Origin of the sequence: Paenibacillus sp. FSL H8-0034, from assembly GCF_038000305.1 — a bacterium.
Lineage (GTDB): Bacteria > Bacillota > Bacilli > Paenibacillales > NBRC-103111 > Paenibacillus_S.
Genome location: NZ_JBBOBS010000001.1, coordinates 2,628,210 through 2,654,617, shown reverse-complemented (window position 1 = coordinate 2,654,617; position 26,408 = coordinate 2,628,210). Strand labels below are relative to the sequence as shown.

Here is a 26,408-nt window from a genome sequence, read left to right as displayed (position 1 = left end):
TCCCGTCCACACTTTGTGAACGAAATTCAACCCTCATCGAACCATTTTCCCTTTCGGGCCATTCGGTACTCGGTTGGCAGCAGACCTGTTTTGTCACGAAACACCCGGCTAAAATATTTATCGTCGCTAAAGCCGACAGCTGCTGCGATTTCATAAACGGCCTTGTCACTGGATTCCAGCAGCCTCTTGGCTTCGTCTACCCGCAGGGCACGTAAATAGTCGCCAAATGATTCCCCGACCAGCTTCTTGAAGCATTGGCTGAAATAGCTGCGGCTCATATTCACTTCCTTGGCAACCGCCTCTTGAGTCAGTTCGCTTCCCAGATCATCACGCATCAATTGAATGGAACGAATTAGGCTTGTCATCACTTCCGCCGTTACAGACAGCTCGTAGGTTTTCAGCTGTGCATAAGCCGACAGCTCTGCCGTCCAGCTTCTCCACTCATACCAGTACTGATTTTTCTTGATCGCCGCGATGAGCTGTGGAGCGTTCTTGTGCCAGTGAAAAAGCGGTTCCCAATCGATTAATAACCGCTGCATGGACAGACGCAGCTGATTGAAGTCAGGGTGTACAGCTTCGGTTTCCTCCAGCAGCCGCTCCCATTCGGATTTATTCAAAGCCCATCTCAGATGGATCCAGTTCGTTAAGCAGGACTCTACAGCGTGAGTCCGATTGCTTCCATACCGCCGCTCCAGATCGGCTAAGGTTGTTCGCATCAAGCCGGTTCCGGGTCTTACCGAATAGAAGACTCTGTTATGCAATGCCTGCGCGAGCAATCCGGACACGTTCTCAATCGAGCGTCCTTCCAAGCCTGTTAGGTACATCCCCTGCCAGCGACGCAGCGCCATGCCTTCCACCGTTTTCACTAGCTCATCATAGGAATACGACTGGCGAAGCGGCAGCGACCACAAATCCGGTGCAATCTCGATAATCCGGTTCTTACGGATAAAGGGCTGCTGAAGCAGCTCGGAACCAGGGGGTACCTCATCCAATGAGCAAAAGACAATGGCGGCATGCTCTGTATAAATTTGGGGATGAACCTCTGCCTGCCGATCCAGATGGTATTTCTCCTCGGTATGAATCCGCTCTACGATCCGGTCGATGGTTTGCTCCAGATTGTCCATGTCCAGCAACGTTTTGACCAAATAATCGATAGCTCCTAGCCGCAGCGCATCCTGAATGTAATTAAATTCGTGGTGGCACGTAAGGACGACTGTCCATATTCGCCGGGGCAGCAGATTCACCTGCTGAATCAGCTCGAAGCCCGTCATGCCTGGCATCGTAATATCGGTAATCAGCAAATCGATATCCTGAGTTTTCAGCATGTCCAGAGCCGTCTTGCCATCCGCCGCTTCCCCTATAATGTCAATCCCGCGGGCTGACCAATCCAGCATCGATATAAAGCCTTTACGCACCAGTCTCTCATCATCTACGACTATCGCTTTAATCATCAAAATCCTCCTTAGACTTAATCGGAATGTCGATCCGGATAACCGTGCCTCTATCGACTACACTGTCGATCGACATTCTGCTCGCATCGCCGTAATATCGTTTAATGAGACGGCTCACATACTGTAAACCGATTCCCAAGCCTCTTTTTAAATTTTCATTGCTTTCAGCCAGCAGCTTGCTGAGCGTCGCATCATCCATACCCTGACCATTATCTGTTACTTTCAATAGGAGCCCATCCGTATCATTTTTATGAATCGAAACTTCAATATAATTATTTCTTTCACCATTGCCATGATAAATTGCATTTTCCACCAACGGCTGGAGCAGGAACCTTGGCATCGCTACATGGCTGACATCTGAATCCACCTGCAGCCGCAAATCAAATTCATAATCATATCGAATACGCTGCAGCTCTATATAGTTGTTCAGCGCATCGACCTCCTCCTGCACCGTGACAATCATACTTTGCTTACCGAGATTGTAGTGCAGCACCTTAACCAAGAGCGTGACCAATCGATCAATTTCTTTTTGACCATTCATTCTGGCCAGCCATTGGACCGTGTTCAGTGTATTATGCAAAAAATGCGGGTTGATCTGGGTTAACAGCTTCTCGACCTCCAGGCGGCTTTTTTCCCTGCCACTCTCCTCAATTTCGGCAATCAGCACATTGATCTTCTGCTTCATTTCCTGAAAATTAATTAAGAGGTGGTCGAATTCCTCGACTCTGGTGAATTGAACGGGAGCATTGCGGTTCTCTGCCATATAAATAATTTCCTTATTCAGCTTTTTCATCGGCTTGTACACTGTTCTCCAAATAATGAGCGCAAGCAGCAGCGCAAACAGGGTCGTCGCTACGACAAGCAGCGCAATCTTGGTCAGCCACGCATAAATTTCATTATTGAATGCCGTTTTCTTGACGGCAATAACGAGCTGCCAGCCCTGCTCACTCATCGTATGAAACAAAATATAGCCCTTGTATTCACTCTCATTATCTATCGCCTGCAGAATAGGCACACTGTCCGCTTCTGTGAACCCTTTTTCATTTTCCATGTAGGTAACCTCCCCACGCGCATTAATCAATAGGTGGGAAACCTCGATACCATAAGTTTCATTATTTAAAATTTTGCGAAATAAATTGTAATTCGTTTCCAGATATACATATAATTCGAGATTCTCCTTCGTTTCCAGCCTGCGGAGCGAGGAAAAAACAATATTATCGCTGCTCTTGTACATCGTTTTGTGTGGACCGTAATATACGGCACCCTGGTATTCGGTAAAATGCGGCAGCGTTGAGATGGCACGGCTTGAATCCACCTGTAAATTCTCAAATTTGTACGGCTGATCGGAACGAGGATCATAATAGAACATCATACCCAGATTCAGATTCGTATAGCTGATCATATTGATCTTGTCTTTAATGCTTGCCCCAATGTTCGCTTTGTCATAAAAATCGCCTTGAGTAGAATATAATTGCACATCATTTACTATTTTTCCATCTATTGCAAGCTGCTTGGAGGCAAAGTCCAGATTATTCAGGACGTTTTCGAGACCGATTCGTTCTTGCTTGAGGGTAGAATAAATCCCATTTTTGATTTTATTTTCAAGAATCGAATAAATACTTCCATAAGTAATAACCGTCAGGAGCAGCATAGGCATCAGGCAGGCTATAAGCAAATAAATGACCAGGCTGCGTTTGAGTGATTTTGAGGTTAAACGTGCCAGTACATGTCCTGCCTTTATCATCATATCCTTCCCTCCCATCATCTTTAATCTTGTTGGACAAAGGTCCCCTTTCTATAATGGTTATCGTAGTGGTAGTTTTTTTAAATGTCAACGATAAAACCATTTCATCCGGAAACCCATGTACATAAACAAAAAACAGCTATCATCGGATGAGAATCCGTTATGACAGCTGTCTACAATTGGTGAATCGGGTAACCGATGCGATACTCCACAATAATCCATATATCAATGGTGCCAATGCTGGCCGAGCAGCTTCACCGCACTCAGAAGCGATGCTGTATACGGATGTTGGCTGGAATTCAGCAAAGCTGATTGTATAAGCTCTACCATTCGCCCGTCTTTCATGACCAACACATCGTCACACAAGCTGGGAACCAGAGAAAGATCATGGGTAATAAATAGAAGTGATAATTGCTGCTCCGCTTGCAAGGACTGCAATAATTCGATGATGGTATGCTGATGAATCACATCCAGATTGGATACGATTTCATCACACACAAGCAGCTTTGGCCTCACGATTAATGCTTTGGCGATACAAGCCCGTTGATATTGTCCACCACTTAAATGACTCGGAACCGAGCTTAACAAACGTTGTGGAAGTCCGACCTTGGCAGCGTATTCGTGCACAAGCTGCTTTCTATCGATTGTCCTGAGCTTGGTCAAATGGCATAAAGGCTCCTCTATGCTTTGGAAAATCGTCATACGGGGGTCAAGTGAGGCCGCAGAATTTTGGAATACAAACTGGATTTGCTGATACCAGCTCTTAAACTCAGCTGTCCTTCTCTCCGGTGCCGGCACCCCATTGAACATAATACGTCCCGATGTCGGACGCTCCAGTGCCATAATGATTCGGGCCAAAGTGGATTTTCCGCTCCCGCTCTCGCCGACAACCGCCAGAGAACGACCTGTTTGCAAGGTGATATGAATATCTTCAAGAATCGTCTTAAACGCGATCCGCTTGCTTATATGCTGGATGTCTAACATGACTTATAAGACCTTCTCCTTTGGTTCCTCTTATACAGCCTTAGGTTATCATGAATTTTGAACGGTATTCCCACAGGGTTCGGGTGTACGCTTGCCGGGGATGCTTCATCACATCGTATGCGTTTCCTTGTTCGATAATAGTCCCTTGAACCATCACCGCAATGGTATCTGCGATATAGTTGGCGATTAGCAGATCATGCGTAACGAGAAGCAGGCTCATCTCACTCTCGGCAGTCAGCCCTCGCAGCAGAGTGAGAATGTCCGCTTGTGTGGTCACATCAAGAGCACTTGTCGGTTCATCAGCGATCAACAGCTCCGGTCCAAGCAGCAGGGCCATCGCGATCATCACCCGTTGATTCATGCCTCCGCTTAATTGATGAGGATACCGCTTCATCAGTGTCTCCGCTGGCTTTAAACCAACCTTGTCCAGCATCCGGCAGGCTTGTCGTTCAGCCTCAAGCTTTGTAATCGAAATATGGCTTTTCAGCAAATCAACCAGCTGCCGACCGATGGGAATAGCGGGATGCAGCGCTTGTTCCGGATGTTGAAAAATAATCCCGATATGCTTGCCTCGAATCTGCTGCCACTCCCTGCGGGTAAAGGGAACGGTATTCGTACCTTTAAATATTAACTCTCCCGTGAGATGAAGCTGATTCGGGAGCATGCCCAGCATCGCTTTGAGTGTTAAGGTTTTCCCGCTGCCGCTTTCGCCAATCAGACAAAACGTCTTGCCTGTATGTAAAGAAAAGCTAATGTCCGACACCAGTGTTTGATGATCCTGACTAGTAATGGACAGCTTTTTCACTTCAGCTATAACCGCCACCTGCAGCCTCCTTTGACGTTTATTTCAGTTTAAACCGCTTGCGCAGCATTTCACCGCATAGTTGGAAGGCACAGGCTGTCAGAAAAATAACGAAGCCTGGGAAAAATCCCATCCAGGGTGCAATTTGCAAATAATTTTTCCCATCCAGCAGCATTGCTCCCCACTCGGGTGAAGGAGGCTGGGCTCCGATACCGAGAAAGGACAGACCCGACAAGGTCAGAATGACCCGGCTTACATCCAGGATCAACATCGTCAGCACCTGTGGACCGACATTGGGCAGCACATGGCGGATGATGGTCACAAGACCAAAGGAGCCACTTACCCGGCTGGACAGAATGTAGGCTTCTTTTTTCACATCGTGAACCAAACCGCGGATCAGCCGTACATACTTCGCCCACCAAGACAAAATAATAGCCAAATATACGTTCTCGATGCCAAAACCCAAAAAGCCGACAATCACAATCGTGAGCAGCAGATTCGGTAAAGCGACAAAAATGTCCGTAATACTCATCAACAGCATATCCAGCCAGTTTCCGAAATAGCCGCTTAGCGTCCCCATCAATAAGCTGATCACGATAACGATGCCTAATATGACAAACACCGGAAACACAGATTGACTAATACCCGCAAGCAATCGGCTGTATATATCCCGTCCCAAATAATCGGTGCCAAACAAGTGCTCAAGGCTCGGTGCTTGCAGCTTGGCGCTATAATTCGTTGCATAGGGATCATACGGGGACAGCCACGGTGCCCATATGCCAACGGCTATTAACAGAAGGATAAATAGGATAGCTGCTGAACCTATTTTATGATTCGTAATAAATAAGCTCAGTTTTCCCACCTCTGCTTTTCTAATTGAATTCGCGGGTCAGCCCAATAATAGCAAAGGTCGGTACAAAAATTCAAAATAAAGATGGCAGTCGCCAGCAGCAGGGTACAGCCTTGAATGGCCGGGAAATCCCGACGGTATATCATATCCAGCATATAGGTGCCGATTCCCGGAAAGCTGAACATATTTTCTATGATGATCGCCGCACCAAAAAAGCTGGGAAAGCTGCTCCCTATTATCGTCATAATCGGCACCAGCATCGAGCGAAATAAATAGGATGGATACAAAATCCGCCTTTTCAAGCCACGGGCAGCAGCAGCTTCCATATAAAAGGCCCGTTTATATTCCAGCGTCAAGGACCGAATCATGCGGATAAAATAGACGCTTTCGACGATGCTGATTGCCGTCACAGGAAGCACATAATGGCGTAACGACCCGCTGCCCACAATGGGAAACAGCTTCCACATGACACCAAAGCCAAACATCAGCAGAATGGCCAGCCAGTACAACGGAATCGACAATCCCAGAACGGTGCCTGCATAAGTTACCCGATCCAGCAGCGAGTGTTCACGCAGTCCAATATGAATGCCGAGCGGAACCGAAATGAACAGGGTGACAACGAAGGAGCTGAGCATTAGACGAATTGTCGGTTCCAGACGCGTAACGATCTCCTCTGTAACCGGGATACTTGATATATAGGAATTGCCAAGCTTGCCCTGTACAAGCTCATACAGCCATCTGAAATATTGAACGGCAAAGGATTGGTCCAGCCCCCACTTTTGCTGTAAGGCTGCAATTAATGTTTTATCAGGGGCGGCCCCAAGGTCCTGCAGAAACAATGCTGCCGGATCTCCTGGAGCCATATGCATGAGCGTAAATACAAACAGGGTAAACAAAAGCAGGGTGAGAATCAGCACAACGAACCGATTCAACAGATAGCGGGTCATTTATTTTCCCTCAATTTGCAGCTTATGCCATTGAACAGGATCATCTTCAATCGTACCAAAGGAAAAGCCGGTGATTTTGCTGCTATGTATAAAGGTCTGCTTCATGTAAAATATCGGGACGGTCATCGCTTCGTCGTGAATACGGGCAAAGATTTGATCAAACACAGGCTGCTGCTTCGCTTTCACATGGGTTTTGGCTATGCTGTCCAGATAACCGTTCAAGAGATCATCCTGATAAGCAACGGCTGGCACCTTGTCTGTGTTATAAAATAGCGATGACAGGAATCGATAAGGTAATTGGGCATCCGTATAAGTTCGATAGATCATCAGATCGTATTCCTTGGTATTCCAGAGCGTGTTGTAGTAAGCAGCTCTCTCCTGGTTGAGAATATCTACCTGTATGCCGATTTGTTTCATATTGTCCTGAAAAATTTCGGCCATCTCTTTCCATTCCGGGTATTCGGTCGTTTGAATGACCAGCTTAAGCTGAATCGGCCTGCCATTTTTCTCATACAGCTTCTTGCCGGCGTTCCATGTATAACCGGATGCCTCGAGCAGCTGCTTGGCTTTGTCGGGATGATATCCATATGCGGGCTGATTGCTGTCCGTGACAAAGGCGACATTTTTCTGAAATAAACCTCTGACCGCAGCGCCCTTTCCATTCATCATTTTGCTTGTATCGGTTCCATAATTGATCGCTTGGCGAATGTTTTTGTCTGCGAGAAACTCATTTTTTTGATTGATGACAAGAAAATAAGACATTGTACTGCTGTTGGTTTCGATTTTGAAGTTTTTGTTGTTCTCGAACAACGGGATGTTTTCAAGCGGCAGGTTGCCCATCTCACCACCAGCCAAATCAACCTCACCATTTTGCAGCGCCAGCACCCGAGCCTGCGGATCTGTAATGACCTTCAGAACTAGCGAGTATGACGACGGCTTATCCTTCCAGTAATGCGGGTTGGCTACTAATACCGTTTCCGCTCCTTTTTTGTAGCTGCCTACTTGCCATGGACCTGTGCCAATAGCCTTCTTGAATTCACCCTCAATGGCGCCACGCGGACTTACAGCATCCGGACTCATGATCCGGAAGGGACGGGCCTGGCTCAGCTCCAGCAAGGTTTGGGGAGCGGTCTCCTTAAAGGTGAGTATAGCCGTATACTTGTCCGGTGTTTCGATCTTGGCCAGTTTCTGCGAAATTTCTAATGGCGCATTGGCCTCCTGCTTGACAGCACGCTCTAAGGAGAATTTGACTGCTTCGGAAGTCAATTCATTACCATCCGAAAATTTCACATTTTTCCTCAAATGAAAGCTGTACGTCAAACCATCCTCAGCTATATCCCAGGATTCCGCAAGGCTTGGCGATAGCTCACCCTTCCCCTGATAATCCAGTAGTGCATCATATACAGAGGCATGAGCGTGTCTGGTGCCATTATAGGTGGCCGCATCCAGCTTATCTCCCATGGAATCCTGCGTAGTGGCGATAGTGATCGTTGTGGGGCTTTCAGCTTGTACGTCTGCCGCCTTGGAATCAGCTATCTGGGAATTCGAGTTATCCGAGCAGCCTGATAACGCCATAATAACCATAATTGTGAAGAGCATGATGTTAAATCGTGTATACATGTGTACGCCTCCTATTATTTCTTGCCTTTATTATTAATCGTAAATAATACAATTAGCAAGTTATTTTTTTAGAGAGCGATTACAAGCCATGATTCGTTATGAGCCAAATCGAAGGTAACTGCCATTCATAATATGGATGTTGACAGTAATTATTACAATTAGTATAATGATCACCATTCGTTAGCATTTATGAACAAAGCTCATTCAATCATCGCAAAGGAGGCGAATATGTATGACTACAGCCAGTGAACAACAGTTAGCCAAAGAACACCGTGCCTATTGGGATAAGGGGGCAGATATTTATGACGGTATCATACATAACGAGTTTACGAACGGGGCCTACGAAAAGTGGGAGCTCATCATTAGCCGACTGCTTAAGGATAAAAAGGGGCTGAAGGTGCTTGATGTGGGTACCGGCCCGTGCTTTTTCGGTATACTCTTATCGCGATTAGGCCATGATGTGACAGCCATCGATTCTTCACCGGAAATGATTGCAAAAGCAAAGAAAAATGCGGCACACTTTGGATGTCCTATCCAGATTATTGAAACGGATATTTTTGAATTTAATCCTGTTGAGCCGTTCGATCTGATTATTTCCCGTAATGTGACATGGTTTTTGACGAATCCAGTTAGAGCTTATCGGAATTGGCATTCCTGGTTGAATGAAGGCGGGGATGTGATTATTTTTGATGGGAATTGGAATCTGTTTTTGACCGATCCCAAAGAAGCCTTCCTTCAAAAACTGGCTCAGCAGGAGGCTGTTGAACAGGGTTATATTCCTTATCGTACGGAGGATGAAATTGCCGAAGGTCACGATTTTGCTTTGGCTCTGCCGCTCAGCTATGTAAAAAGGCCAATGTGGGATGTGGATATGCTGAAGCATATCGGTTTTACACAGGTTCAGGTATGGCAGGGCTTCGATGCAGACATTTTGAGACAGATCGAGCAGGTATTGAACCAGCATAAGCCTATGTTTGCTATCACCGCAACCAAGTAATCCAAGTAATACAGAGTTCGAAGATCGCCAAAAGATCGCCAGCCTCCTGTAAGGGGTTGGCGATCTATGTAGTTAGGCCGCGGAAGGGAAATCGAGCGTGAACACGGCCCCGCCCTCTTTACGATTGCGAGCCTTGATAAGACCGCCGCAGCGCTCGACGATGGCGCGGGAGATTGCCAAGCCCAGTCCATTTTCACCTCCCTTGCCTTTCACAAAGCGATGAAACAGATACGGAAGCAGATCCTCCGGTATTCCTGATCCATCATCGATAATGGAAATTTCAACCCTGTCCTGATAGATCCCGGCATGAATGCAGATATGTTGGCTCGCATACCTCGTCGCGTTTGCAACCACATTCAACAAAGCCTGCAGCAGCTTATCCCGATCAGCCGCAATCGCCATTGTATCCTGCTTGCCCTCACCGTACACGATTTCCAAACTTAATCCCTTTTGGACCAGCAGCGGCGTGATCCGTTCAATCGTTTCTGTCAGCATGTCCTGCACGTTAACCATTGACGTCTGGAAAATATTTTCCTCGCTATCCAGCTTCGCCAGCAGCGTCATTTCGGTGATAATGTTTTTTAACCTGCCGCTCTCGCTGAGGATAATGTCCAATCCTTTTTGAACGCTTTCCCCTTCAAATATACCGTCACGGATACCTTCCGCATATCCTGATATGGACATTAGTGGAGTTTTAAGCTCATGTGATGCATTCTGGAAAAATTGCTTCTGTACCCGGTTGTATCTATCCAGCTCTTCAGCCAGATCATATACGGTATGGGCAACGACACCGATCTCCCCTCCGGCATGAATCAACTGAACCTCAGAGAATCGGCGTTCCTTTACTTTTTTTAATTCCTCTCGTAATCTCATCAGCGGTTTAATCAGCTTCTTGGTAATAAATAAGCTAAGCAGAAACATCAATATGCCTCCAACCCCTAATACGATGAGCAGCCTTCCAAACAGCGCCTGTTCAATAGCTGTAATTTTACTAACCGGTGTAATGAGAGTCAAAGTACCTTGGGGAATAGCGTTGACTGTAGCTATGAAGCGTGTGTCTCTCCCTTCCCATATATTTTGCAGGCTTGGTACGTTCGCAGTTTCCTGCAGAGTAGGATCGATTACAGTGGCAGCTCTCGTTAAGCTCAACGGGCTAACCGCAGTGACTGCATTAAATGCTTTGACCCCTGTAATCGAGGTAGACGAAGCAGCCGGGAGTGTGCCAGACACAATATTTCCCATATTATCTGAGATGATAGCATCAACGCCTACTATGGGGACAGCGGCTATGGCAGCAGTGCTGCTCGATAATAGCCTAGGAGTCACGTTAACTGCTGACACACCTTCAGTCATCTGGTATGCTTCTTGCTCCAATGTCTCTTGCATTTTCCAACCCACTGCATGCATATCATCCTTTTGTGCGCCTATAAAATGGTCCAGCAGTACAAAATGAATACTGATCGCAGTAACAGTGAGCACAAGAACAAGCAATATCCCGAAAGCGAGATTAATTTGATGAACCAGCTTCATATTTCAACTCTCCTCCATCCGTTCTCAGGCGATAGCCATGTCCCCATACCGACTCGACTGGCAATTGGCCGATTTTTTTGCGCAGGCGTTTGATTAGATGATCCACGGCTCGCTCGCTTCCAAAATAATCGTCCCCCCACACCATAGTCAGCAGCTCGTCTCGTGTAAAAGCGCGATTCGGATGCTCGACTAATGCTTTGAGCAGCTCAAATTCCTTCAGCGTCATTTCTACTTCTTCCCCCTGCCAAAACGCGCGTCTTTCTTCCAGCATCAGCTGCAGCTGGCCGACTATGATCTGTGGCAGCTCTGCGGCATTTTTACTGGCTTCATCCGCGTTTTTCAGCTTGTTTCCGCGTTGAAGCTGCCGTTTGACACGGGCCACCAGTTCACGTGGACTAAAGGGCTTAACCAAATAATCATCGCTTCCCAGCTCCAAACCGAGAATGATATCGACTTCAGTGTCACGAGCGGAAATCATAATGATTGGCACCTCTGCTTCATTACGAATCTTTCTGCAAAATTCGTAGCCGTTCATCCCGGGAAGCATAATATCCAGCACCCACATATCCGGAGGGTTGGTTCTCCATAGCTCCCACGCCGCCTCCGCCGTTTCCAATCCAATGGTTTGGTAGTTTTCCTTTTGCAAATAGGCTTCCACAAGATTACGTATATGATGATCATCGTCTACAACGGCAATCAGATAGCTGTTCAATGATATAACCTCCTATCAAGTCTCTTCTACATTATAACCAAGACATCGATGGATAGGGGAGAATGCCATTGTTTTTCCACAATTTAACCAATCTTCTGCCACACCTGAACTCTAAACTAGAACTTGTAAGACAAAAACAAACCAAGGAGTGTTGAATCTTGAATCACAAACTGATCGTTAAAAAAATTGCCCTGTCCACCTTACTGCTGACCGTTGCTGCCAGTTCTGCCTATGCGAGTGAAGCCAGTCAGACCACGACAAGCCCATCCCAAACATTGACATCATCAACCCAATTTCAGGCTGTTGCTGCTACTACTGCCGTTAAGCGTACTGATCCTGTAGAGCTGGCTGCAGCTTATGCGCCGGATACAGTGAATGATTGGAAAAACACTTTAACTCAATACCATGAAGCTATTCAGAAAAAATTCGGAGCCGTACTCAGACAGGCTACTCCTCTGGAAAGCACAGGGACAAACTTAAATCTCAGTTCTGTTCGAATCATTGACCGGACCGATATGAAGGAGATTGTGGATGGCCAGTTCACGGAAGCTGTGACTCTAGGCGAGCTTACAAATCCAACAGCCAGCACTGATATCAAGGTCGGGGTAGCCTTAGCTGTTGCTGCTCTTCCAGCTCTTCCATCTGATGCAGAGACATTAACTCTCTCCACTGCCGAAGCCAGAAACACTGTAAGTGTCGCTGCTATTTCTTTAGATAATCCTTTGTTTAAAGGTGAGCTGGAATTGCAAAAGGCTGCTGAATCCAAGGATGCCCAAGTGATCACAAAATCCCTGGCCAAGCTATTGGTTCTTTACAAGGAACAAATTGCAGAATGGGAAGCTAATAAATAATATTTGGAATACAAAGAACCATCATCTCTACTCTTAGTAGGGATGATGGTTCTTTGACATGCAGATCAGAAATGAGTTCTCATGAATTAATAGTATCTATTTGCCAGCTCAGTCGCCTTTTGCAAATAACGATAGAACGCTACGGCAGCCTGTGCGCGAGTAACTTCCTGCTTAGGATTAAAGCTTCCATCCGAAAGCGTCATAATCCCAAGTCCAATCACAATGGCCACTTCCCCACGATTCTTGAGCAAGCCGGCATCACCGAATTTGTCGCTGAAAATATTGGCATAGTCCGTCAGTTTTTTATAACCAAGCGCACCTACGATCAATTCAGCCATATCTTCCCTATTCATAATCTCCTGTGGGTTGAAATCCTTGCCGCGCTGAATGATGCCGCGGTCAACAGCGTTCTCCACGTAGGCAAAGAGGGGAGATTCATTTCTCACATCTTTGAAGGATGCTGCGCGCTCCGCACCATAATAAATACCGGAGCGTCCCCCGTTCATTGCGATAACGAGCATTTTGACCAATTCACCGCGCGTTATGGAAGCGTTCGGACTCACTTTTCCGTCTACGACATCCAGCGCCTGGTAATCCAGCATGATTTGCAGCTCTGTTTGTGCATAATGACCTTCGATATCCGTGACATGCACCTTTTCCAAGCTCATGGCTTCCCCGTTTGAGCTATTTCTCCATTGACCGGTTACGGCATCAAGAAAATAACTTTCGCCACTATATTTAGACTGCAGCACATACACGAGCTTGGCCTCTTTGTCGGTTGTATCAGAGCCTTGCGGCAGCTCTCCCGCAGCCATCATAAGACGAATTTTCTCGATAGGCATAATTCCAAACCCTTGATTTGACAGCACATAATTAAGCTTGATCGTATAGGGAGACAGCAGCAGCTCCTTCGCCTTATTAAGATCAATAACACCCGGTTTCTGCTTCGGATAAGCAACATTGGAGAAATTGAACTGATAATTTGTGATGTCTCCCGTCACTTTATCCACAGCCAGATGCACGTTTTCATAATTCACATACACACCGTCTATTATTCTCTTGAAGGGTATGTCCCAGGCGGTCATCATTTTTGTTTGCTCAGCTGGCATATTCACCAAATTGGCCATTGCTGCTGTATCCAGCACTAACTGGTCGGTGTGCGCGGGCAGCTGCTTTTTAACGAATTCGATCGCCTTCGCCTTCGCCTCGTCCACGGTTATCTTCGGTTCAACAGGCTTTTGATCTCCATAAGGCGTATAAGTATTACGGCTAAAGTTGGTAATTTCTCCGGTTTTGCTGTTGACTGTAGCCCAAACATTGATTCCCGCTCTAATGGTGGAGTCTGTGCTCTTCTCCTCATTCCAGCGAAGGTTCCAAATGGACTGCACCTCACCCGTTACCGGATTGGTCGATTCGTTATAAGAAGCGTCCTCGAGCTTAACGCCTTCCGGCAGCTTAAACGTGGAGCTGACTTTTTCCAACGCCTGTTCCTTGGTCAGGTTGAGATTGCTCGCAGGCGGCTCACTTAAAGGCGCATCCGTCAAAGGCTTTTCAGGCTCCTGGCTGACGCTTGCAGCGGGTCCTTGCTTCCATACTTCTCCTGTAGCTGCATTCAGAATTGGGAGCTCCATCGTATACGCAACGACTGGCTTTCTCTCGCCCTTCGCTTCGTTCAGCATCAGATAATTCAGCTTGGGAGCGAGCTTGTCTCTGAAGGCTTTAGCGGCTTCTTCTTCACTAATCGGCGTTGCCTTCTCGAAGGTCGAGTTCTCATCCCAATTAAAGCTGTATTGGGTGACGACGCCGTCCCCATTCACCTGAATATTAATACCGTTTTGCGGGAAAGGAACACCATTATGCGTGCGGTCATATCGGATTGAATATTGGTAAGAGCCATTCAGCGGCGCCTTAAGCGACTGCTCCAGAATGTCGTTATACAGCAGCTGCTCACGCTCATCCGGATTCAGCCTGGCAATCCACTCCGCGGCAATGCCCTTCGCTTTCTGAAGGTCCACCTTAGGAGGATAACTCGGTTTATAATCGGGATCATTGCTGTACGAATAATATTCCATCAGCTTGCCGTTCAATCCGTTAATGGTAATGTTCATATTGCCGATATTTTTGTTATCAACAAGCTTGCGAAAGCTTATGTTCCAGTTAACTATGCGATTCCCGTTGAAGCTGTTGGAATTGAGATTTACCGATTCAACCGTATAGCCTTCTGGTATCGTTACATACGATTTAGCCAGCTCGATCGCCCGTTCCTTGGAGATTTTTGCATCTCCTGGACTAGCCTCGGAGCCGCCAGGCGGGATTAACATTGGTCTGGAGCTCATGGCTGCAGGCACCGCTTCATCTGCCAGTGCCAGTGGGACATTGGAAAGTAATAACATCGATACAAGTGCTGCCGTGCTTGCGTTTTTGCGTATCCTCATCATTCATTCCTCCTCAAAGTGCATTACCAATAAATGCTTAATTTTTAAGACGGATCATGTACGTAAAAGGTTGCTGCACAGACAAGGAATTTTTTACTGCTGAAAAAAAAAGCTCTTTCGCAAATGCTGCGAGCAGAGCCGTTAGTTTACGCAAGTTCCAAGGAAGCCCCATCGACCATCGCGGCTGGCTTCCGTCAAAAACATGCTTGCAGCATTAACGCTGTCTTTTCGTGAAAATTTGAAAGGTGACACCGAACTTGTCCGTAACCATCCCGTAGGCAGGGCTAAAATAAGTCTCCTGCAGTGGCATAATGACTTGACCGTCCTGCAGCAGGGCATCATAGATGGGTTTGGCTTGCTCCCTCACATCAGCCGTAATGCAAATGGTAACCTGATTACCCGACTGATAGGATTGACCTCGATCAAGATCAGCCACATACATTTCTGTTGTGCCAACTTGTAAGACGGAGTGTGCCACACGCTGCTTTTCTTCGATGGTCAGTGGAAATTCGGGGTTCTCCGGACCTTCTCCGATTGTTTGTTTAAAGAGGACTTTGGCATCCAATGCTTGTACATAGAAATCAATAGCCTCCCCTGCTTGTCCATCCAACATAATATATGGGATTACTTGCAGCGTCATCATGAAACAGCTCCTTCGTTTCTCATTTTTTTCAGTCCCGCCTGTTTAACTGGGCTTGATTCTAATGATAAACGATAATAGTGACAACGCTTGTCATAATAAAATAAATAATAAGTTCTGCTTTCTCAGTAAACAGAGTTTTTACGATAGTCGCGGGGTGAAACGGCAAATTTTTGCTTGAAAGCCCGTTCAAAGTATGGCAGCGTATTAAAGCCGGAGGCAAAACAAATATCGGTAATTGGAAGGGTTGTCACACCGAGCAGCGATTTGGCAAATTGCAGCCGTGCTTCCTTGACATAGACCTGAAAGGGCATCCCTATCATTTTGCTGAAGCATTCACTGAAATAGTTGGTTGACAGCCCGCAGTAGGAAGCGACTTCCTCCAGGGAAAGGGTTGTACGAAAATGATGCTGTATATAAATTAACGATTTGCGGACCCCCTCATGCACCGCGGTATTGCCGGTCCATTGTGGCGTATCAATAGCCTGTCGGCATTTACGTGAGAGATCGATCAGCAAGCGCTCAATACAACCTTGCACAATGAACTCACTATCCGATCGCCAATTATGGGCTTCTTCCCAAATCCGTTTGTAGGCCTGCTCAATAAACTCACACTCTTCAGCTTGAAATAAACAGGAATGAACAGAAATTCCTTCGAAAATGTGGGGCATCAGCTCATCTCTAATAAACCTGTTCGTAAAAATCAAATTATAAATATGCAGCGGTTGACTTGTATCCGGTACGACTTCGTGAAAATCCGCCGGGGTTAACAAAAAGGAATGGCCTCTTGAAATCGGAATCGGATTCCCATTAAGTATATGTGTTCCAGCCCCAGATCGTACGAACGACATTTCAAAAAATTCGTGCCAATGCGTTCTCACTCTTTGCTCAATTGTTGTTTGATATATACGAAAGGGGGATGGCAGAATCATAAATTTTTCATTCGTTAATCGCTCTGGTCCGATGAAAGCCTCATCCATCCCTATATCCCCCATTTCCCATAATTATGCTTCAGCTCACCTTAGGCATTCTCGTAACGGTTGCCGGCCAAATCTATTCCGCGTGCCAGCCAAATTTTGAAATCAGGAGAGTTCTTCTCTTCAATATATTTAGCATCTGTGGCAAAATAACGCATCGTGTAGCCGCAGCGACGGTAAGGACTCGTATTGGGCTTGGCTCCGTGCATAATCCGTGAATCGTGAAGCGAGCATTCTCCTGCCTCCAGCTCGAAGTATACGGCATTCGCGTCATCGACTTTTTTGATCTCGGTAGCGAAGATGTTCTCATCCTTATCCACAGCTTCATATTCTGAAAAACCATTGTTGTGCGTTCCCGGAATAACCCGCATGCAGCCATTCTCCTCTGAGCTGCGATCAATCGCCAGCCATACCGTCACCAGTTTATCGAATCTGCTTAACCGACCGTTCCAATAGGCAGAATCTTCATGCCATGGCGTCTGTTTGCCAATGAAAGGCTCTTTGCAAATAAAATGGCTGGACCATAGCGCGATATTGGGCCCAAGAAGCGGCTCAACCAAATCCAGCACCTCATCACTCAGCAAAAATTTAAGCAGCCTTTCATCCCGAAAATGGGGTGTATCCAGCTCGCTGTTCAATTTGCGGCCAACCAGCTCCCATTGCTCTTCAAAGATTTGTTTCAGTTCTTGCTGCTTTTCCTGACTGAACAATGGCTTCTTGTATAAATAATAGCCATTTTCTTCGTAAAAAGTAACCTCTTCTTTGGAAAGCGATGGATTCGTTTGTGTTGACATGGTTGTGATCCTCCCTGAATGTGTTGTAGTTAAGCATGGCAGACCGTGAATTTCATTAGCCAGCATTGCTTGTAGGAACAACTTTAGTATAGGTGATTGGGAGCCACAGCTTCTATTCTTATCTACGGAAAAACTATGCTTAATTTCGGCATCTTGCTTGAAGAGGAAGATCAGGAACATTTTATTCTGCTTCATAAAATTTTTGCGATTTATTACGAACCGATTATGACATTTGCCCATACAATAGGGACAAATGACTATATTATCATAAGCGGAGGTTAACATTATGGATGATCGTGCTTTTGGATTGGGAGGTTTCGGTGGATTGGAAAGTCTTGGTGGTTTTCGAGGAGGGTTTGTTGGGCAGCCATCCTATAACCGACCAGATCCTCGTGTTCGATTGTTCCCTTTTTTCTCTCTTTCATCTTTTTCCTTTCCCTTTTTCAGAGGAGAAGATGACCGGGATGGCAACTATTATGCTCAGCATCTTAGCCAAGAAGGAGAAAGCATGGAGCAGATTGCGCAGATGTATAATGTCCCCCAGCCCATTCTTGAGGCCATGAACCCACATATTCTAAATCCTAATGATATTGCTCCAGGAAGCACTGCCTATATTCCTCGTCTGGATAAAATGCATTGCACAACCATGTATGTGCAGGAAGTAGTGCCTGTGAATGCGGCACACCCAGCCTCATTCCGGGACCCAGAGCAGCAAACGATGCCCTATCCGGGAATTCCCCATATGTACGCGCAGGGACAATATCCGCATATGAATTATCCACAAGCCTTCTCGCAGCAGTTCTACGGGGTACATCCTCAAGCTGGAGGCTACTATGGCCCTCATGGCGTGGGTTTTCAAGCGGGTGGTCATTTGGGCGGCCATGGTGTCGGTGTTCATGCCGGTAGTAATTTTGGCAGCCACGGCCTTGGTGTTCATGCCGGTGGGCATCTTGCTGGTTATGGTACGGGTGTTCATGCTGGTACCCATTTTGGCAGCCATGGTGTTGGCGTTCAAGCAGGTGGTCACCTGGGCAACCTTGGTGCCGGAGTTCATGCTGGCACTCATTTGGGCCATGGTACTAACGGTCATGGAGTAGGTGTTCATGCCGGTGGTCATCTGGGCGGTCATGGTGCTGGTATCCATGCTGGCAGTCATTTTGGTGGTCATGGAGTGGGCGTCCATGCTGGCGGTCATTGGGGAAACCATGAAGCAGGCGTTCATGCAGACAGCCAATTTGGCAGTCATGGTGTAGGCGGTCATGTCGGAGGCCATATGGGTGAGCATGCCAACGGTCATCATCATCATGGTCATGAAGACGGTAATCAATAATCATATCTGCTAAAGGCGCAGGGCAGACCGAATAGTCATTATTCGTCTGCTCTTTCGTCGATGCCTACTAATGGTTGAAAAGTCGCAGATATCCACGACTGCATCTACTCGTTATCAAAATCACCGTTAACCATTTTTTCCTTTATTAATTCTAGCGTTCTCAAGCTGCCTAACAGGTAATGCTGCTTTTCCTTCGTTTCGACCAGACTAACCGGTGTATCGTTAATTCGTTGAATTTTTTCCTCAAGCCAAGCTACAAATGTTTCCTTGTTCATCCTGTATGCCTCCAGATTTGATGGGATTTATTTTATAATAATATATCACGACTGTTTTCAAATGAATAGAAAAGACAAAAACTGCCCTCTGCGGCTGCAGGCAGGACAGTTGATTAAGGCTTGCATAGGTGCTCTTATCCTTGAGCGACTGCGTTGGCATCCATATGAAAAACTTCCCATAGATGACCGTCGATATCCTGAAAGCTCCATCCATACATAAAACCTTGGTCCATCGGTTCCTTGGAGGCTTGTCCTCCAGAATTTAGAGCCCTGTTGACAATTTCATCCACTTGTTCCTTACTGTCAACAGATAACGCTACAATAACCTCTGTGCTTTTTGCTGCATCGGAAATTTGTTTATTCGTAAAGGTTTTAAAAAAATCTTCAACCAGCAGCATGACGAATATGTGCTCACTGACGACCATACACGTTGCATTTTCGTCGGTAAATTGGGCGTCGAATTCAAACCCTACTTTAGTAAAAAAATCGACGGATTTATTCAGATCTTTAACAGGTAAATTAACAAAAATTTTAGCTGCCTTAACTCCCATAATCGCTCACCCCAAAATTAAATTTTCCTGCATGTGTAGTGCAAAACCGAGCATGCAGGTTACACTCGCATTCACATTATAGCATTGTAATCGAGATCTTATTTCTTATGGATTGCTATTTTGGGGTTTGCTAGAACACTGACATACTGTTGTCAGTATTAGACGTTTACAATATATATAGGAGCAGCAGACTGAGCATTATCCGATGATTCCTGATAATGTCGTATTCTTGCTTACACAACTGTAGGAGTGGAGATAATGAATAATAAACAAACGTTACGAGGACTTAGCACCATTAGCTTTTGGGCGGCTGACCTAGCGCCAGCGAAGAAATGGTACACTGAACTGTTAGGTATTGAGCCTTACTTCGAACGCCCAGGATATGCCGAGTTTCGCATTGGCGACTACCAGCATGAGTTGGGCCTGATTGATAGTCGCTATGCGCCTGGTGGTATGGCGACCGGACCGGCTGGTGCTGTCGTGTACTGGCACGTTGACGATATATCAGCAGTACTGGAGAAGTTGCTGTCCATGGGAGCCAAAGAGTATGAAGCACTCACAGAACGTGGTGAGGGGTTCATTACGGCTTCCGTGGTCGATCCTTTCGGGAACATCCTGGGAATTATGTGCAATCCGCACTATTTGGCGGTTCTGGGTGCGGACAGAAATGCGTAACCTGCTCCATTGGCATTTGCAAGCGGCAGCCCCTTCTCTATCCACAGATAAAGAAGGCGCTTTTTTATTTCTCTGTGATATTTATCATACCTGCTTACATCTCATCATGTTAAAATATACAAATCAACTACATAAGGAGCCATTCCTGTAATGAAGTAATTTGAGCTTTGAATGAAAAAAGCGCCTCTAGTATACTGGGAACGTTCCGGGAAGAACAAAACCCACATACGAAAAGAGGCACTCACTATGAAGAATAAGCTAAAACAGAAACAGAATCAACGGATTACCCGAATTACCGAAAAAACACTGGTCGTTGGAGCAGATATCGCCAAAAAGGTTCATGTGGCTCGAGCGGTGGATTTCCGAGGCATTGAGCTAGGAAAAGACTGCGTGTTCCATAACGACCATACAGGGCTAACGAAACTGGCCATGTGGATGAAGGAACTCGGTCAAACACACAGCAAAACAGACATCGTGTTTGGCATCGAACCTACCGGACACTACTGGTTTCCGTTAGCGGCTTTCTTGCAAGATCAAGGCATCCAAGTCGTCGTTGTGAATCCGCATCATGTGAATAAGACGAAAGAACTGGAGGACAACTCTCAGACCAAGAGCGACTACAAGGACGCCAAAGTCATTGCCGATCTCATCCGAAACGGGAAGTACTCGGAGCCAAAGCTACCGACGAAGGAATATGCAGAATTACGAATTCTCATGAACCTTCGGGAGAAGGTGTCGGCTAGCTTGACTCAGGTCAAAGGTCGCATTGGTAACTGGCTTGATCGGTTCTTTCCCGAGTACACCACGGTATTCAAGGCCTGGGAAGGTAAGGCATCGCTCATGACGTTGCGATCATTTGCGCTGCCAGCGGATATTGTCCTGAAAGGGGCAAGAAGTGTTCTGTCTCACTGGAAAACGGAGGTCAAACGTGGCGTAGGTATCAAACGTGCAGAGGCACTCTACACGGCTGCTTCTGAATCGATCGGACTTACAGAGGGTGCAAGAGCTGCTCGGATTGAGTTGGACACGCTACTGGGGCAGTACGACCTGTTTTGTGAACAACTCGAACAGATCATCAATCAGGTTATGCACATACTCAGCGAGATCCCAGGGGCTGAACAGATGCTGAGCGTGCCAGGAATCGGAGCGATAACAGTAGCCGGTTTTCTAGCGGAGGTAGGCGATCTGAACAACTACGATCACGGACAACAAATCATACGGCTCGCTGGACTGAACTTGAGAGAGAACAGTTCGGGCAAGCGCAAGGGCAGGACAGGGATTAGTAAGCGAGGGCGATCACGTCTGCGTGCGCTACTGTTCCGCGCCGTGATGCCAATGGCTGCTAAAAACGAAGCGTTTAAGGCTCTTCATAAGCAATACACGACCCGTAGCCAGAATCCGCTCAAGAAGAAACAGTCCCTCATTGCCTTATGTGGAAAGCTGATTCGAGTCCTGCATACCTTGGGGACAAAGCAAAGAGAGTACAACGCGAAAGATGTACTCGGTCCTGTTCGACAGTTTCATATGCAGCTAGAGGCAGCTTAAAAACAAAGCAAATCATCTGTAACTCGAGTTAATTCACATGTGTTAGGCAATGACAACAGAAGCATCGGAGAAGCCGACGAACAACATTCCATAAGGGCAACGACCCCGTAAAGGAGCAAGAATCGGCATCCACCCCTTGAGAGGTAGAACGAAGGAATGTGAGGGCATAGACCCAGTGTGACATAGGAGGGTAAACCCCAAGGGTGAATGTGGAGATCCAACTGTGCGATCATATCCAATTATCCACAGTTTTGGAATCCAAACGATCCTAAGCTCTGTTCCTGCCTACGTCCTTACAGAAAATCAGGTGTAGGCTACATTCTGCACAACTACCACTCAAGGTGTCAATGTTGAAATACTGAGGATAAGCGAGAAAACAGGAGAAAATATTACTTTATAGTAGGAGTGATTTCGATGATCTATTCAAAAATTGTTGTTGCCTATGACGGCTCTGAAATTTCCGAAAAAGCACTGGATTCCGCGATAAAGCTGGCCAAGCTTAATCATTTTTCCCACCTGGAAATCATACATGTCATCAATATTCCCAAATACGTTGTAGGTGAAGCGGTTTACATTCCACCCGTGGAAATCAATAGCGATTATTCTGAACAAATCGTGGCGCAAATTCAAAAATCGCTGCTTAACCCCGATAATACGAATATTGAAATTCGGCAAGGCAGCCCCGCCCAAACTATTCTTGAATATGCCGATGAGGTTCATGCTGATCTGATTGTTATCGGCAGCAGAGGCCTTAATGCAATTAGTGAGTTTATTCTGGGTAGCGTGAGTCACAATGTCGTGCAGCATGCCAAAATTCCAGTGTTGGTTGTTAAATAAGCATTTACCGAATCTGTTTCAATAAATCTTCTATTTCTTTTCGTGACATCGTCTGCGCACCAGCCATTGTAACCACCGCATCCAACAGCAATTCGGACCTGCGAGGATCAATTTCCTGATCATAATAGCCAAAATAATTGCTCGGATCTTTTTGGATAAATTGGACATAATCATAGATCGGCGGCTTCATATGGCTAGGCGAAAGCGGCAGCTCTTTAAGTGTAGAGAGCTGGCCGCTGGTCTCGACGAATTTCTTCCTTTCCTCCATACTCAGCATATAGGAGAGTACCTCAAAGGCAGCCTGCTGATTACTGTTTTTGGAAATTGCCCAGCCATTGGACGAGCCACCGTAATAAACGGTAGGATCACCTTTACCGTTCACAGTTGGAAAGCGGAAATAAGCGATATCCGGATTGCTTAGCATCTCTTCTGCTGCCCAATCACCTTGCAAATACATCCCCGCTTCACCTTTCAAAAACATGCTTTCCGCTAATTGCCTATCGACTCCCAGAAAACCTGGCACAAACATTTTTTTCTTCACTAATTCACGGAATAACAGTGCGGCCTCAATAAAGCTGGGCTCGGTGAAATCTCCGGCTCCCTTAGTTATGTAATGAAAAGGGGATGACCCGCCTAACCGATTGGACAAGTACGCATACCAATTTAACAAGGGCCACCTTTCCTTGCCGGAGACGGTAAACGGCGAAATTCCTTTGCTCAGCAGCTTGTCGGCCGTCAGCATCAGCTCGTCCCAGGTCTGTGGAGGTGTCAACCCGTATTGGGCAAACAGGCGCTTATTGTACCAAAATACGACATGAGTCCTTGTATGAGGCAGCCCATAAAGTCTGTCATAATAAGTAGCGTTGTGCAGCGCTTCCGGATAAAATTGCTTTTTATACAGCGGGTTTTGCTCCATCAAGTCCGTTAAATCGGCTACAATCTGGGAATCGACCATATACTTGAAGGATTCACCCGTCCAATAATAAAACAAATCGGGCATTTTTCCGGAAATCGTAGCCACTCTCAGCTTGGCTTTATAGGTTTCCCCCTCGTAAAAATACGGTACGATCTGAATATGGGGATGTGTTTGATTGAAGGTCTGAATGCTCTCTTTTAGTACTTCCTGCCTGCGGTCATTGGTTTCCTGGTTCCAAAATGTAATTTTAACAGGTGCTGAAGGAGCGGAAGGCTCAGCTTGAGACGGCTCGGGTGCAGATGAGAAACAGCCTTTGATCATTAAGACCAGCATCACAGTGACCAGCAGCATGGCAAGTATCCATAACTTAAGGTTACGCGTTCTCATCACGGTCGCTCCCGCTCTTATCTTGAATTTTTTTCCTGTCGTTGCGATATTCCTTTGGAGTCAAGGCCTCCGCCTCACGGAATACTTTCACAAAGTATTTGGACGAACTAAACCCCGTACGCTCGGCAATCTCGTATATTCTCATATCCGTCCCAAGCAGAAGCTCTTTAGCCTTCGACAGCCGCTGTTGGGTGAGGAAGTCACTGAAGGTTTGTCCGGTTTCTTCTTTGAAAAGTACGGATACATAGCTCGAATTCAAATGAATATGCTCGGCAACGTCCCGGATACCCAGAGAAGGATTCGACAGCTCGGAAGTAATAAAGATCAGCGCTTTACGGATTGAATCATTGTGCACCTGCGGCATCGCAAGAGCAGAATCGGTATGTGATTGTTTCCACAGCTTCCTGGTTTCAAATGCTTCTTCGACCGCCGCAATCAGGCTTTGGTATTCAACGGGCTTCAGGATGTAGTTCACGGCTCCCAAAGCCATTGCTTTGCGGGCATACTCAAACTCCGCATAACCGGTCAGCAGTATGGACGTCGTCTCCAGTCCCTCCTTCTTGAGCCTTTCAAGCAGTTGAATACCATTAAGGCCTGGCATCCGTATATCCGTAATCAGCAAATCCACGGGATGAATGCTTCGGTATTGAAAAGCCTCCAGACCGTTTTCCACTGTGTGTAAATTCACTTTTCCTTGTGACCAGGACTGTAATGCTTTTAATACGCCATTTCGGGTAGGCAGCTCGTCCTCAGCTATGAGAATGCAAGGATATTCAGACATTGCGCTCAACTCCATAGGGAAGATAAAGATCTAAGATTGTACCTCGATCGGGACTGCTTTGAAATTGAATTCCGTATTCTTGACCATAATACAGCTTGATTCGTCGTTGTACGTTTAACAAGCCCATACCCGAGGAAGAGGACGATGAGTGGGGGTCCGGCTGATGATGGACCTCCAGTCTTTGGGTCAAGGCCGCTAGCGTTTCTGTGTCCATGCCAACTCCATCATCCTTTACCTGAATGCCTAACAAAGACTTCCCGTCCCTTTCCACATTTCGGATCGATACCAGCAGGGAGGATGCGCCAACCTTGGGTTCAATACCGTGCTGGATAGCGTTTTCAACGAGTGGTTGTATCAACAGCTTGGGCAGCTTGATATCGTAGGGAAGCGGATCAATATGGAATTGCCAGTGCAGGCGGTGACCGATTCGGTATTTCATAATTTCCATGTAACGTTGGCAATGTTCGATTTCGGCATTGAGGCTGACCCAATCATCATTGCTTCCTGCATTAATGGTATATCGGAATAGCTTGGATAAGGCAATAACGGTTTGAGCTCCTTCTTCCTCCTGCTTCTCTATCAACGTCCAGTATAACGATTCCAGTGTATTAAACAAAAAATGCGGATGAATTTGCGCCTGCAGCATTTTGATTTCTGCCTGATTGTTCAGACGTTCCTTTTCGTAAACCGTTTGCACAAGCTGATGCAGCTCTCTGACCAGATTGTTGTACGAGATGTTCAGCTCATTCATTTCAAAATTAAAATAGACCTCGTCATTTTGCTGCGGCAGAGCAAATACAGGGATACGCATTTTATTTCTGAGCCTGCGGATCGGCTTCGTTATGATGCTGGACAAAATCCACAGAAGCAGGAGACATAGCACCGCACCGATAACAAGCGCCCACAGTAAAGCCTGCTTTAAAACCAAAAGGCCTTCGGTTATCGTATCCAGCGGTACGAGCATGAGAATAGACCAGTTGGTCTCTGTTGATTGACGAACGATTTTCAAATAGTCTGTACCTTCTATTTGAATAATCGAATGCGCCCCTTGCGCAGCCGTACTTGTCAGAATCGCCGGATCGACCGAATCCAGCAGTGAAGGGGAGCTTGAGGCCACAAGCTGTGCATGCCGATCGAACAAATGCATCGTGCTTCCCTTGACCGTAGGAAATTCCGTATTGAAAAAGTCAAGCAGCGAATCCGTAACCCGGAATACGGCATATCCTCCTCTTCCCAAGTAATCATCCTCCAGGCGGATCTGTCTCACGGCAAAAAGATGCCCGCTTTCCTTGCGCTGCATTTCCGCCCATATCAATTGGCCTTCTTTGATATTTGCGAAAGTAGCCGTTTCCAAGCCGATCCGTTCCGAAATATTTTGGTTTTCCAGCGGATATAAGGGTTCATCCCCTGCATACAGCTCAATGCCTTGAATCAGCCACGATAAAGCCATCAAATTATTCAAAATCGGGCGGACCGACAGCTTCTGATCGATCGTGAGCACCTCTCCTGTCTTCGCTTTATATAATAGCTGCTGGATTCGGGCATCCGTCACCAGCTGCAGGCTGAGCGAATCGACCTGGGCCAGAACGGCATCAAGCCGTGCACTCGCTTGCTTCGCCGTCTCCCCCACATAGGATTCGGCATTACGGATCAGCAAATCCGATATCGAACGATATACAAGCCCCCCTGCAACGGAAAGCACTACGACCATGACGAGCAGGAAGCCAAGTAAAATTTGCACTCGTGTCCTGTTCAATTGGAGATTTGCTATCATCCT

General features: G+C 46.5%; 24 protein-coding genes. 6 read left to right on the top strand and 18 right to left on the bottom strand.

Annotation, left to right across the window (positions count from 1 at the left end; all coding sequences use genetic code 11):
- Nucleotides 1-26: 26 nt before the first annotated feature.
- The 7 genes from NST47_RS11960 to NST47_RS11930 form a co-directional block, all read right to left on the bottom strand.
- Complete coding sequence (locus NST47_RS11960; protein ID WP_341155346.1) at nucleotides 27-1,451, bottom strand: helix-turn-helix domain-containing protein; 1,425 nt, start codon at nucleotides 1,449-1,451, stop codon at nucleotides 27-29.
- Nucleotides 1,444-3,198, bottom strand: a complete 1,755-nt coding sequence (locus NST47_RS11955) for a sensor histidine kinase (protein ID WP_341155345.1) — start codon at nucleotides 3,196-3,198, stop codon at nucleotides 1,444-1,446. Before NST47_RS11955 ends, NST47_RS11960 begins: the two co-directional genes overlap by 8 nt.
- A gap of 222 nt (nucleotides 3,199-3,420) precedes the next feature.
- Nucleotides 3,421-4,179, bottom strand: a complete 759-nt coding sequence (locus NST47_RS11950) for an ABC transporter ATP-binding protein (RefSeq protein ID WP_341155344.1) — start codon at nucleotides 4,177-4,179, stop codon at nucleotides 3,421-3,423.
- A gap of 40 nt (nucleotides 4,180-4,219) precedes the next feature.
- Complete coding sequence (locus NST47_RS11945; protein ID WP_341155343.1) at nucleotides 4,220-5,002, bottom strand: ABC transporter ATP-binding protein; 783 nt, start codon at nucleotides 5,000-5,002, stop codon at nucleotides 4,220-4,222.
- A 19-nt stretch (nucleotides 5,003-5,021) separates the two neighbouring features.
- Nucleotides 5,022-5,843, bottom strand: coding sequence for an ABC transporter permease (locus NST47_RS11940; RefSeq protein WP_341155342.1), 822 nt, complete (start codon nucleotides 5,841-5,843; stop codon nucleotides 5,022-5,024).
- Nucleotides 5,831-6,778 carry an ABC transporter permease gene (locus NST47_RS11935; protein WP_341155341.1) on the bottom strand — a complete coding sequence of 316 codons (948 nt, stop codon included), beginning with the start codon at nucleotides 6,776-6,778 and terminating at the stop codon, nucleotides 5,831-5,833. Before NST47_RS11935 ends, NST47_RS11940 begins: the two co-directional genes overlap by 13 nt.
- Nucleotides 6,779-8,398 (bottom strand): ABC transporter substrate-binding protein, encoded by a 1,620-nt coding sequence (locus tag NST47_RS11930; protein ID WP_341155340.1) that lies wholly within the window; start codon nucleotides 8,396-8,398, stop codon nucleotides 6,779-6,781.
- Between the two features lie 232 nt (nucleotides 8,399-8,630).
- Between NST47_RS11930 and NST47_RS11925 the strand changes: the two genes are divergently transcribed.
- The gene (locus NST47_RS11925) at nucleotides 8,631-9,395 is read left to right on the top strand and encodes a class I SAM-dependent methyltransferase (RefSeq protein WP_341155339.1); all 765 of its coding nucleotides are present in this window, start codon (nucleotides 8,631-8,633) and stop codon (nucleotides 9,393-9,395) included.
- A 72-nt stretch (nucleotides 9,396-9,467) separates the two neighbouring features.
- Here the strand turns inward: NST47_RS11925 and NST47_RS11920 are convergent, their stop codons facing one another.
- Nucleotides 9,468-10,925: a sensor histidine kinase gene (locus tag NST47_RS11920; protein ID WP_341155338.1), complete on the bottom strand. Its 1,458-nt coding sequence runs from the start codon at nucleotides 10,923-10,925 to the stop codon at nucleotides 9,468-9,470.
- Nucleotides 10,903-11,637: a response regulator transcription factor gene (locus NST47_RS11915; protein WP_341155337.1), complete on the bottom strand. Its 735-nt coding sequence runs from the start codon at nucleotides 11,635-11,637 to the stop codon at nucleotides 10,903-10,905. The genes NST47_RS11920 and NST47_RS11915 overlap by 23 nt, the downstream gene beginning before the upstream one ends.
- Before the next feature lie 158 nt (nucleotides 11,638-11,795).
- Between NST47_RS11915 and NST47_RS11910 the strand changes: the two genes are divergently transcribed.
- Nucleotides 11,796-12,488, top strand: coding sequence for a hypothetical protein (locus NST47_RS11910; RefSeq protein ID WP_341155336.1), 693 nt, complete (start codon nucleotides 11,796-11,798; stop codon nucleotides 12,486-12,488).
- Between the two features lie 86 nt (nucleotides 12,489-12,574).
- Here the strand turns inward: NST47_RS11910 and NST47_RS11905 are convergent, their stop codons facing one another.
- The 4 genes from NST47_RS11905 to NST47_RS11890 all read right to left on the bottom strand — a co-directional run bounded on the left by NST47_RS11905 (nucleotide 12,575) and on the right by NST47_RS11890 (nucleotide 17,334).
- Nucleotides 12,575-14,923, bottom strand: coding sequence for a YcdB/YcdC domain-containing protein (locus tag NST47_RS11905; protein WP_341155335.1), 2,349 nt, complete (start codon nucleotides 14,921-14,923; stop codon nucleotides 12,575-12,577).
- Nucleotides 14,924-15,137: 214 nt separating this feature from the next.
- Nucleotides 15,138-15,563 (bottom strand): VOC family protein, encoded by a 426-nt coding sequence (locus NST47_RS11900; protein ID WP_341155334.1) that lies wholly within the window; start codon nucleotides 15,561-15,563, stop codon nucleotides 15,138-15,140.
- Between the two features lie 125 nt (nucleotides 15,564-15,688).
- Complete coding sequence (locus NST47_RS11895) at nucleotides 15,689-16,543, bottom strand: helix-turn-helix domain-containing protein (protein WP_341155333.1); 855 nt, start codon at nucleotides 16,541-16,543, stop codon at nucleotides 15,689-15,691.
- 41 nt (nucleotides 16,544-16,584) lie between these two features.
- On the bottom strand, nucleotides 16,585-17,334 hold the full coding sequence (locus tag NST47_RS11890; protein WP_341155332.1) for a phytanoyl-CoA dioxygenase family protein: 750 nt from the start codon (nucleotides 17,332-17,334) through the stop codon (nucleotides 16,585-16,587).
- Between the two features lie 286 nt (nucleotides 17,335-17,620).
- Between NST47_RS11890 and NST47_RS11885 the strand changes: the two genes are divergently transcribed.
- Complete coding sequence (locus NST47_RS11885; RefSeq protein WP_341155331.1) at nucleotides 17,621-18,664, top strand: LysM peptidoglycan-binding domain-containing protein; 1,044 nt, start codon at nucleotides 17,621-17,623, stop codon at nucleotides 18,662-18,664.
- Between the two features lie 104 nt (nucleotides 18,665-18,768).
- Here the strand turns inward: NST47_RS11885 and NST47_RS11880 are convergent, their stop codons facing one another.
- Both NST47_RS11880 and NST47_RS11875 read right to left on the bottom strand, forming a co-directional pair.
- Entirely contained in the window at nucleotides 18,769-18,939 is a 171-nt protein-coding gene (locus tag NST47_RS11880; protein ID WP_240415241.1) for a hypothetical protein, read from the bottom strand.
- Nucleotides 18,940-19,073: 134 nt separating this feature from the next.
- Entirely contained in the window at nucleotides 19,074-19,490 is a 417-nt protein-coding gene (locus tag NST47_RS11875) for a VOC family protein (protein WP_341155330.1), read from the bottom strand.
- A 258-nt stretch (nucleotides 19,491-19,748) separates the two neighbouring features.
- On the opposite strand from NST47_RS11875, the gene NST47_RS11870 reads away from it, so the two are divergent.
- From NST47_RS11870 to NST47_RS11860, 3 genes are all read left to right on the top strand, one after another.
- Entirely contained in the window at nucleotides 19,749-20,165 is a 417-nt protein-coding gene (locus NST47_RS11870) for a VOC family protein (RefSeq protein ID WP_341155329.1), read from the top strand.
- A gap of 246 nt (nucleotides 20,166-20,411) precedes the next feature.
- A complete protein-coding gene (locus tag NST47_RS11865; protein ID WP_341154505.1) occupies nucleotides 20,412-21,710 on the top strand; it encodes an IS110 family transposase in 1,299 nt (432 codons plus the stop codon).
- Between the two features lie 414 nt (nucleotides 21,711-22,124).
- Nucleotides 22,125-22,547 carry a universal stress protein gene (locus NST47_RS11860; RefSeq protein WP_341155328.1) on the top strand — a complete coding sequence of 141 codons (423 nt, stop codon included), beginning with the start codon at nucleotides 22,125-22,127 and terminating at the stop codon, nucleotides 22,545-22,547.
- Nucleotides 22,548-22,551: 4 nt separating this feature from the next.
- On the opposite strand, the gene NST47_RS11855 is transcribed toward NST47_RS11860, so the two are convergent.
- The 3 genes from NST47_RS11855 to NST47_RS11845 are packed head-to-tail and all read right to left on the bottom strand — an operon-like array spanning nucleotide 22,552 to nucleotide 26,387.
- Nucleotides 22,552-23,850: an ABC transporter substrate-binding protein gene (locus NST47_RS11855; protein ID WP_341155327.1), complete on the bottom strand. Its 1,299-nt coding sequence runs from the start codon at nucleotides 23,848-23,850 to the stop codon at nucleotides 22,552-22,554.
- Nucleotides 23,837-24,631, bottom strand: coding sequence for a response regulator transcription factor (locus NST47_RS11850; RefSeq protein ID WP_341155326.1), 795 nt, complete (start codon nucleotides 24,629-24,631; stop codon nucleotides 23,837-23,839). Before NST47_RS11850 ends, NST47_RS11855 begins: the two co-directional genes overlap by 14 nt.
- Entirely contained in the window at nucleotides 24,624-26,387 is a 1,764-nt protein-coding gene (locus tag NST47_RS11845) for a cache domain-containing sensor histidine kinase (RefSeq protein WP_341155325.1), read from the bottom strand. Before NST47_RS11845 ends, NST47_RS11850 begins: the two co-directional genes overlap by 8 nt.
- Nucleotides 26,388-26,408 lie beyond the last annotated feature (21 nt).

Coding starts and splice junctions, on each gene's coding strand:
- NST47_RS11960 (WP_341155346.1), bottom strand. CDS start 1,451: ATGATTAAAGCGATAGTCGTAGATGATGAGAGACTGGTGCGTAAAGGC.
- NST47_RS11955 (WP_341155345.1), bottom strand. CDS start 3,198: ATGATGATAAAGGCAGGACATGTACTGGCACGTTTAACCTCAAAATCA.
- NST47_RS11950 (WP_341155344.1), bottom strand. CDS start 4,179: ATGTTAGACATCCAGCATATAAGCAAGCGGATCGCGTTTAAGACGATT.
- NST47_RS11935 (WP_341155341.1), bottom strand. CDS start 6,778: ATGACCCGCTATCTGTTGAATCGGTTCGTTGTGCTGATTCTCACCCTG.
- NST47_RS11930 (WP_341155340.1), bottom strand. CDS start 8,398: ATGTATACACGATTTAACATCATGCTCTTCACAATTATGGTTATTATG.
- NST47_RS11925 (WP_341155339.1), top strand. CDS start 8,631: ATGACTACAGCCAGTGAACAACAGTTAGCCAAAGAACACCGTGCCTAT.
- NST47_RS11920 (WP_341155338.1), bottom strand. CDS start 10,925: ATGAAGCTGGTTCATCAAATTAATCTCGCTTTCGGGATATTGCTTGTT.
- NST47_RS11905 (WP_341155335.1), bottom strand. CDS start 14,923: ATGAGGATACGCAAAAACGCAAGCACGGCAGCACTTGTATCGATGTTA.
- NST47_RS11900 (WP_341155334.1), bottom strand. CDS start 15,563: ATGACGCTGCAAGTAATCCCATATATTATGTTGGATGGACAAGCAGGG.
- NST47_RS11895 (WP_341155333.1), bottom strand. CDS start 16,543: ATGGATGAGGCTTTCATCGGACCAGAGCGATTAACGAATGAAAAATTT.
- NST47_RS11890 (WP_341155332.1), bottom strand. CDS start 17,334: ATGTCAACACAAACGAATCCATCGCTTTCCAAAGAAGAGGTTACTTTT.
- NST47_RS11885 (WP_341155331.1), top strand. CDS start 17,621: ATGGATGATCGTGCTTTTGGATTGGGAGGTTTCGGTGGATTGGAAAGT.
- NST47_RS11880 (WP_240415241.1), bottom strand. CDS start 18,939: ATGAACAAGGAAACATTTGTAGCTTGGCTTGAGGAAAAAATTCAACGA.
- NST47_RS11875 (WP_341155330.1), bottom strand. CDS start 19,490: ATGGGAGTTAAGGCAGCTAAAATTTTTGTTAATTTACCTGTTAAAGAT.
- NST47_RS11870 (WP_341155329.1), top strand. CDS start 19,749: ATGAATAATAAACAAACGTTACGAGGACTTAGCACCATTAGCTTTTGG.
- NST47_RS11865 (WP_341154505.1), top strand. CDS start 20,412: ATGAAGAATAAGCTAAAACAGAAACAGAATCAACGGATTACCCGAATT.
- NST47_RS11860 (WP_341155328.1), top strand. CDS start 22,125: ATGATCTATTCAAAAATTGTTGTTGCCTATGACGGCTCTGAAATTTCC.
- NST47_RS11855 (WP_341155327.1), bottom strand. CDS start 23,850: ATGAGAACGCGTAACCTTAAGTTATGGATACTTGCCATGCTGCTGGTC.
- NST47_RS11850 (WP_341155326.1), bottom strand. CDS start 24,631: ATGTCTGAATATCCTTGCATTCTCATAGCTGAGGACGAGCTGCCTACC.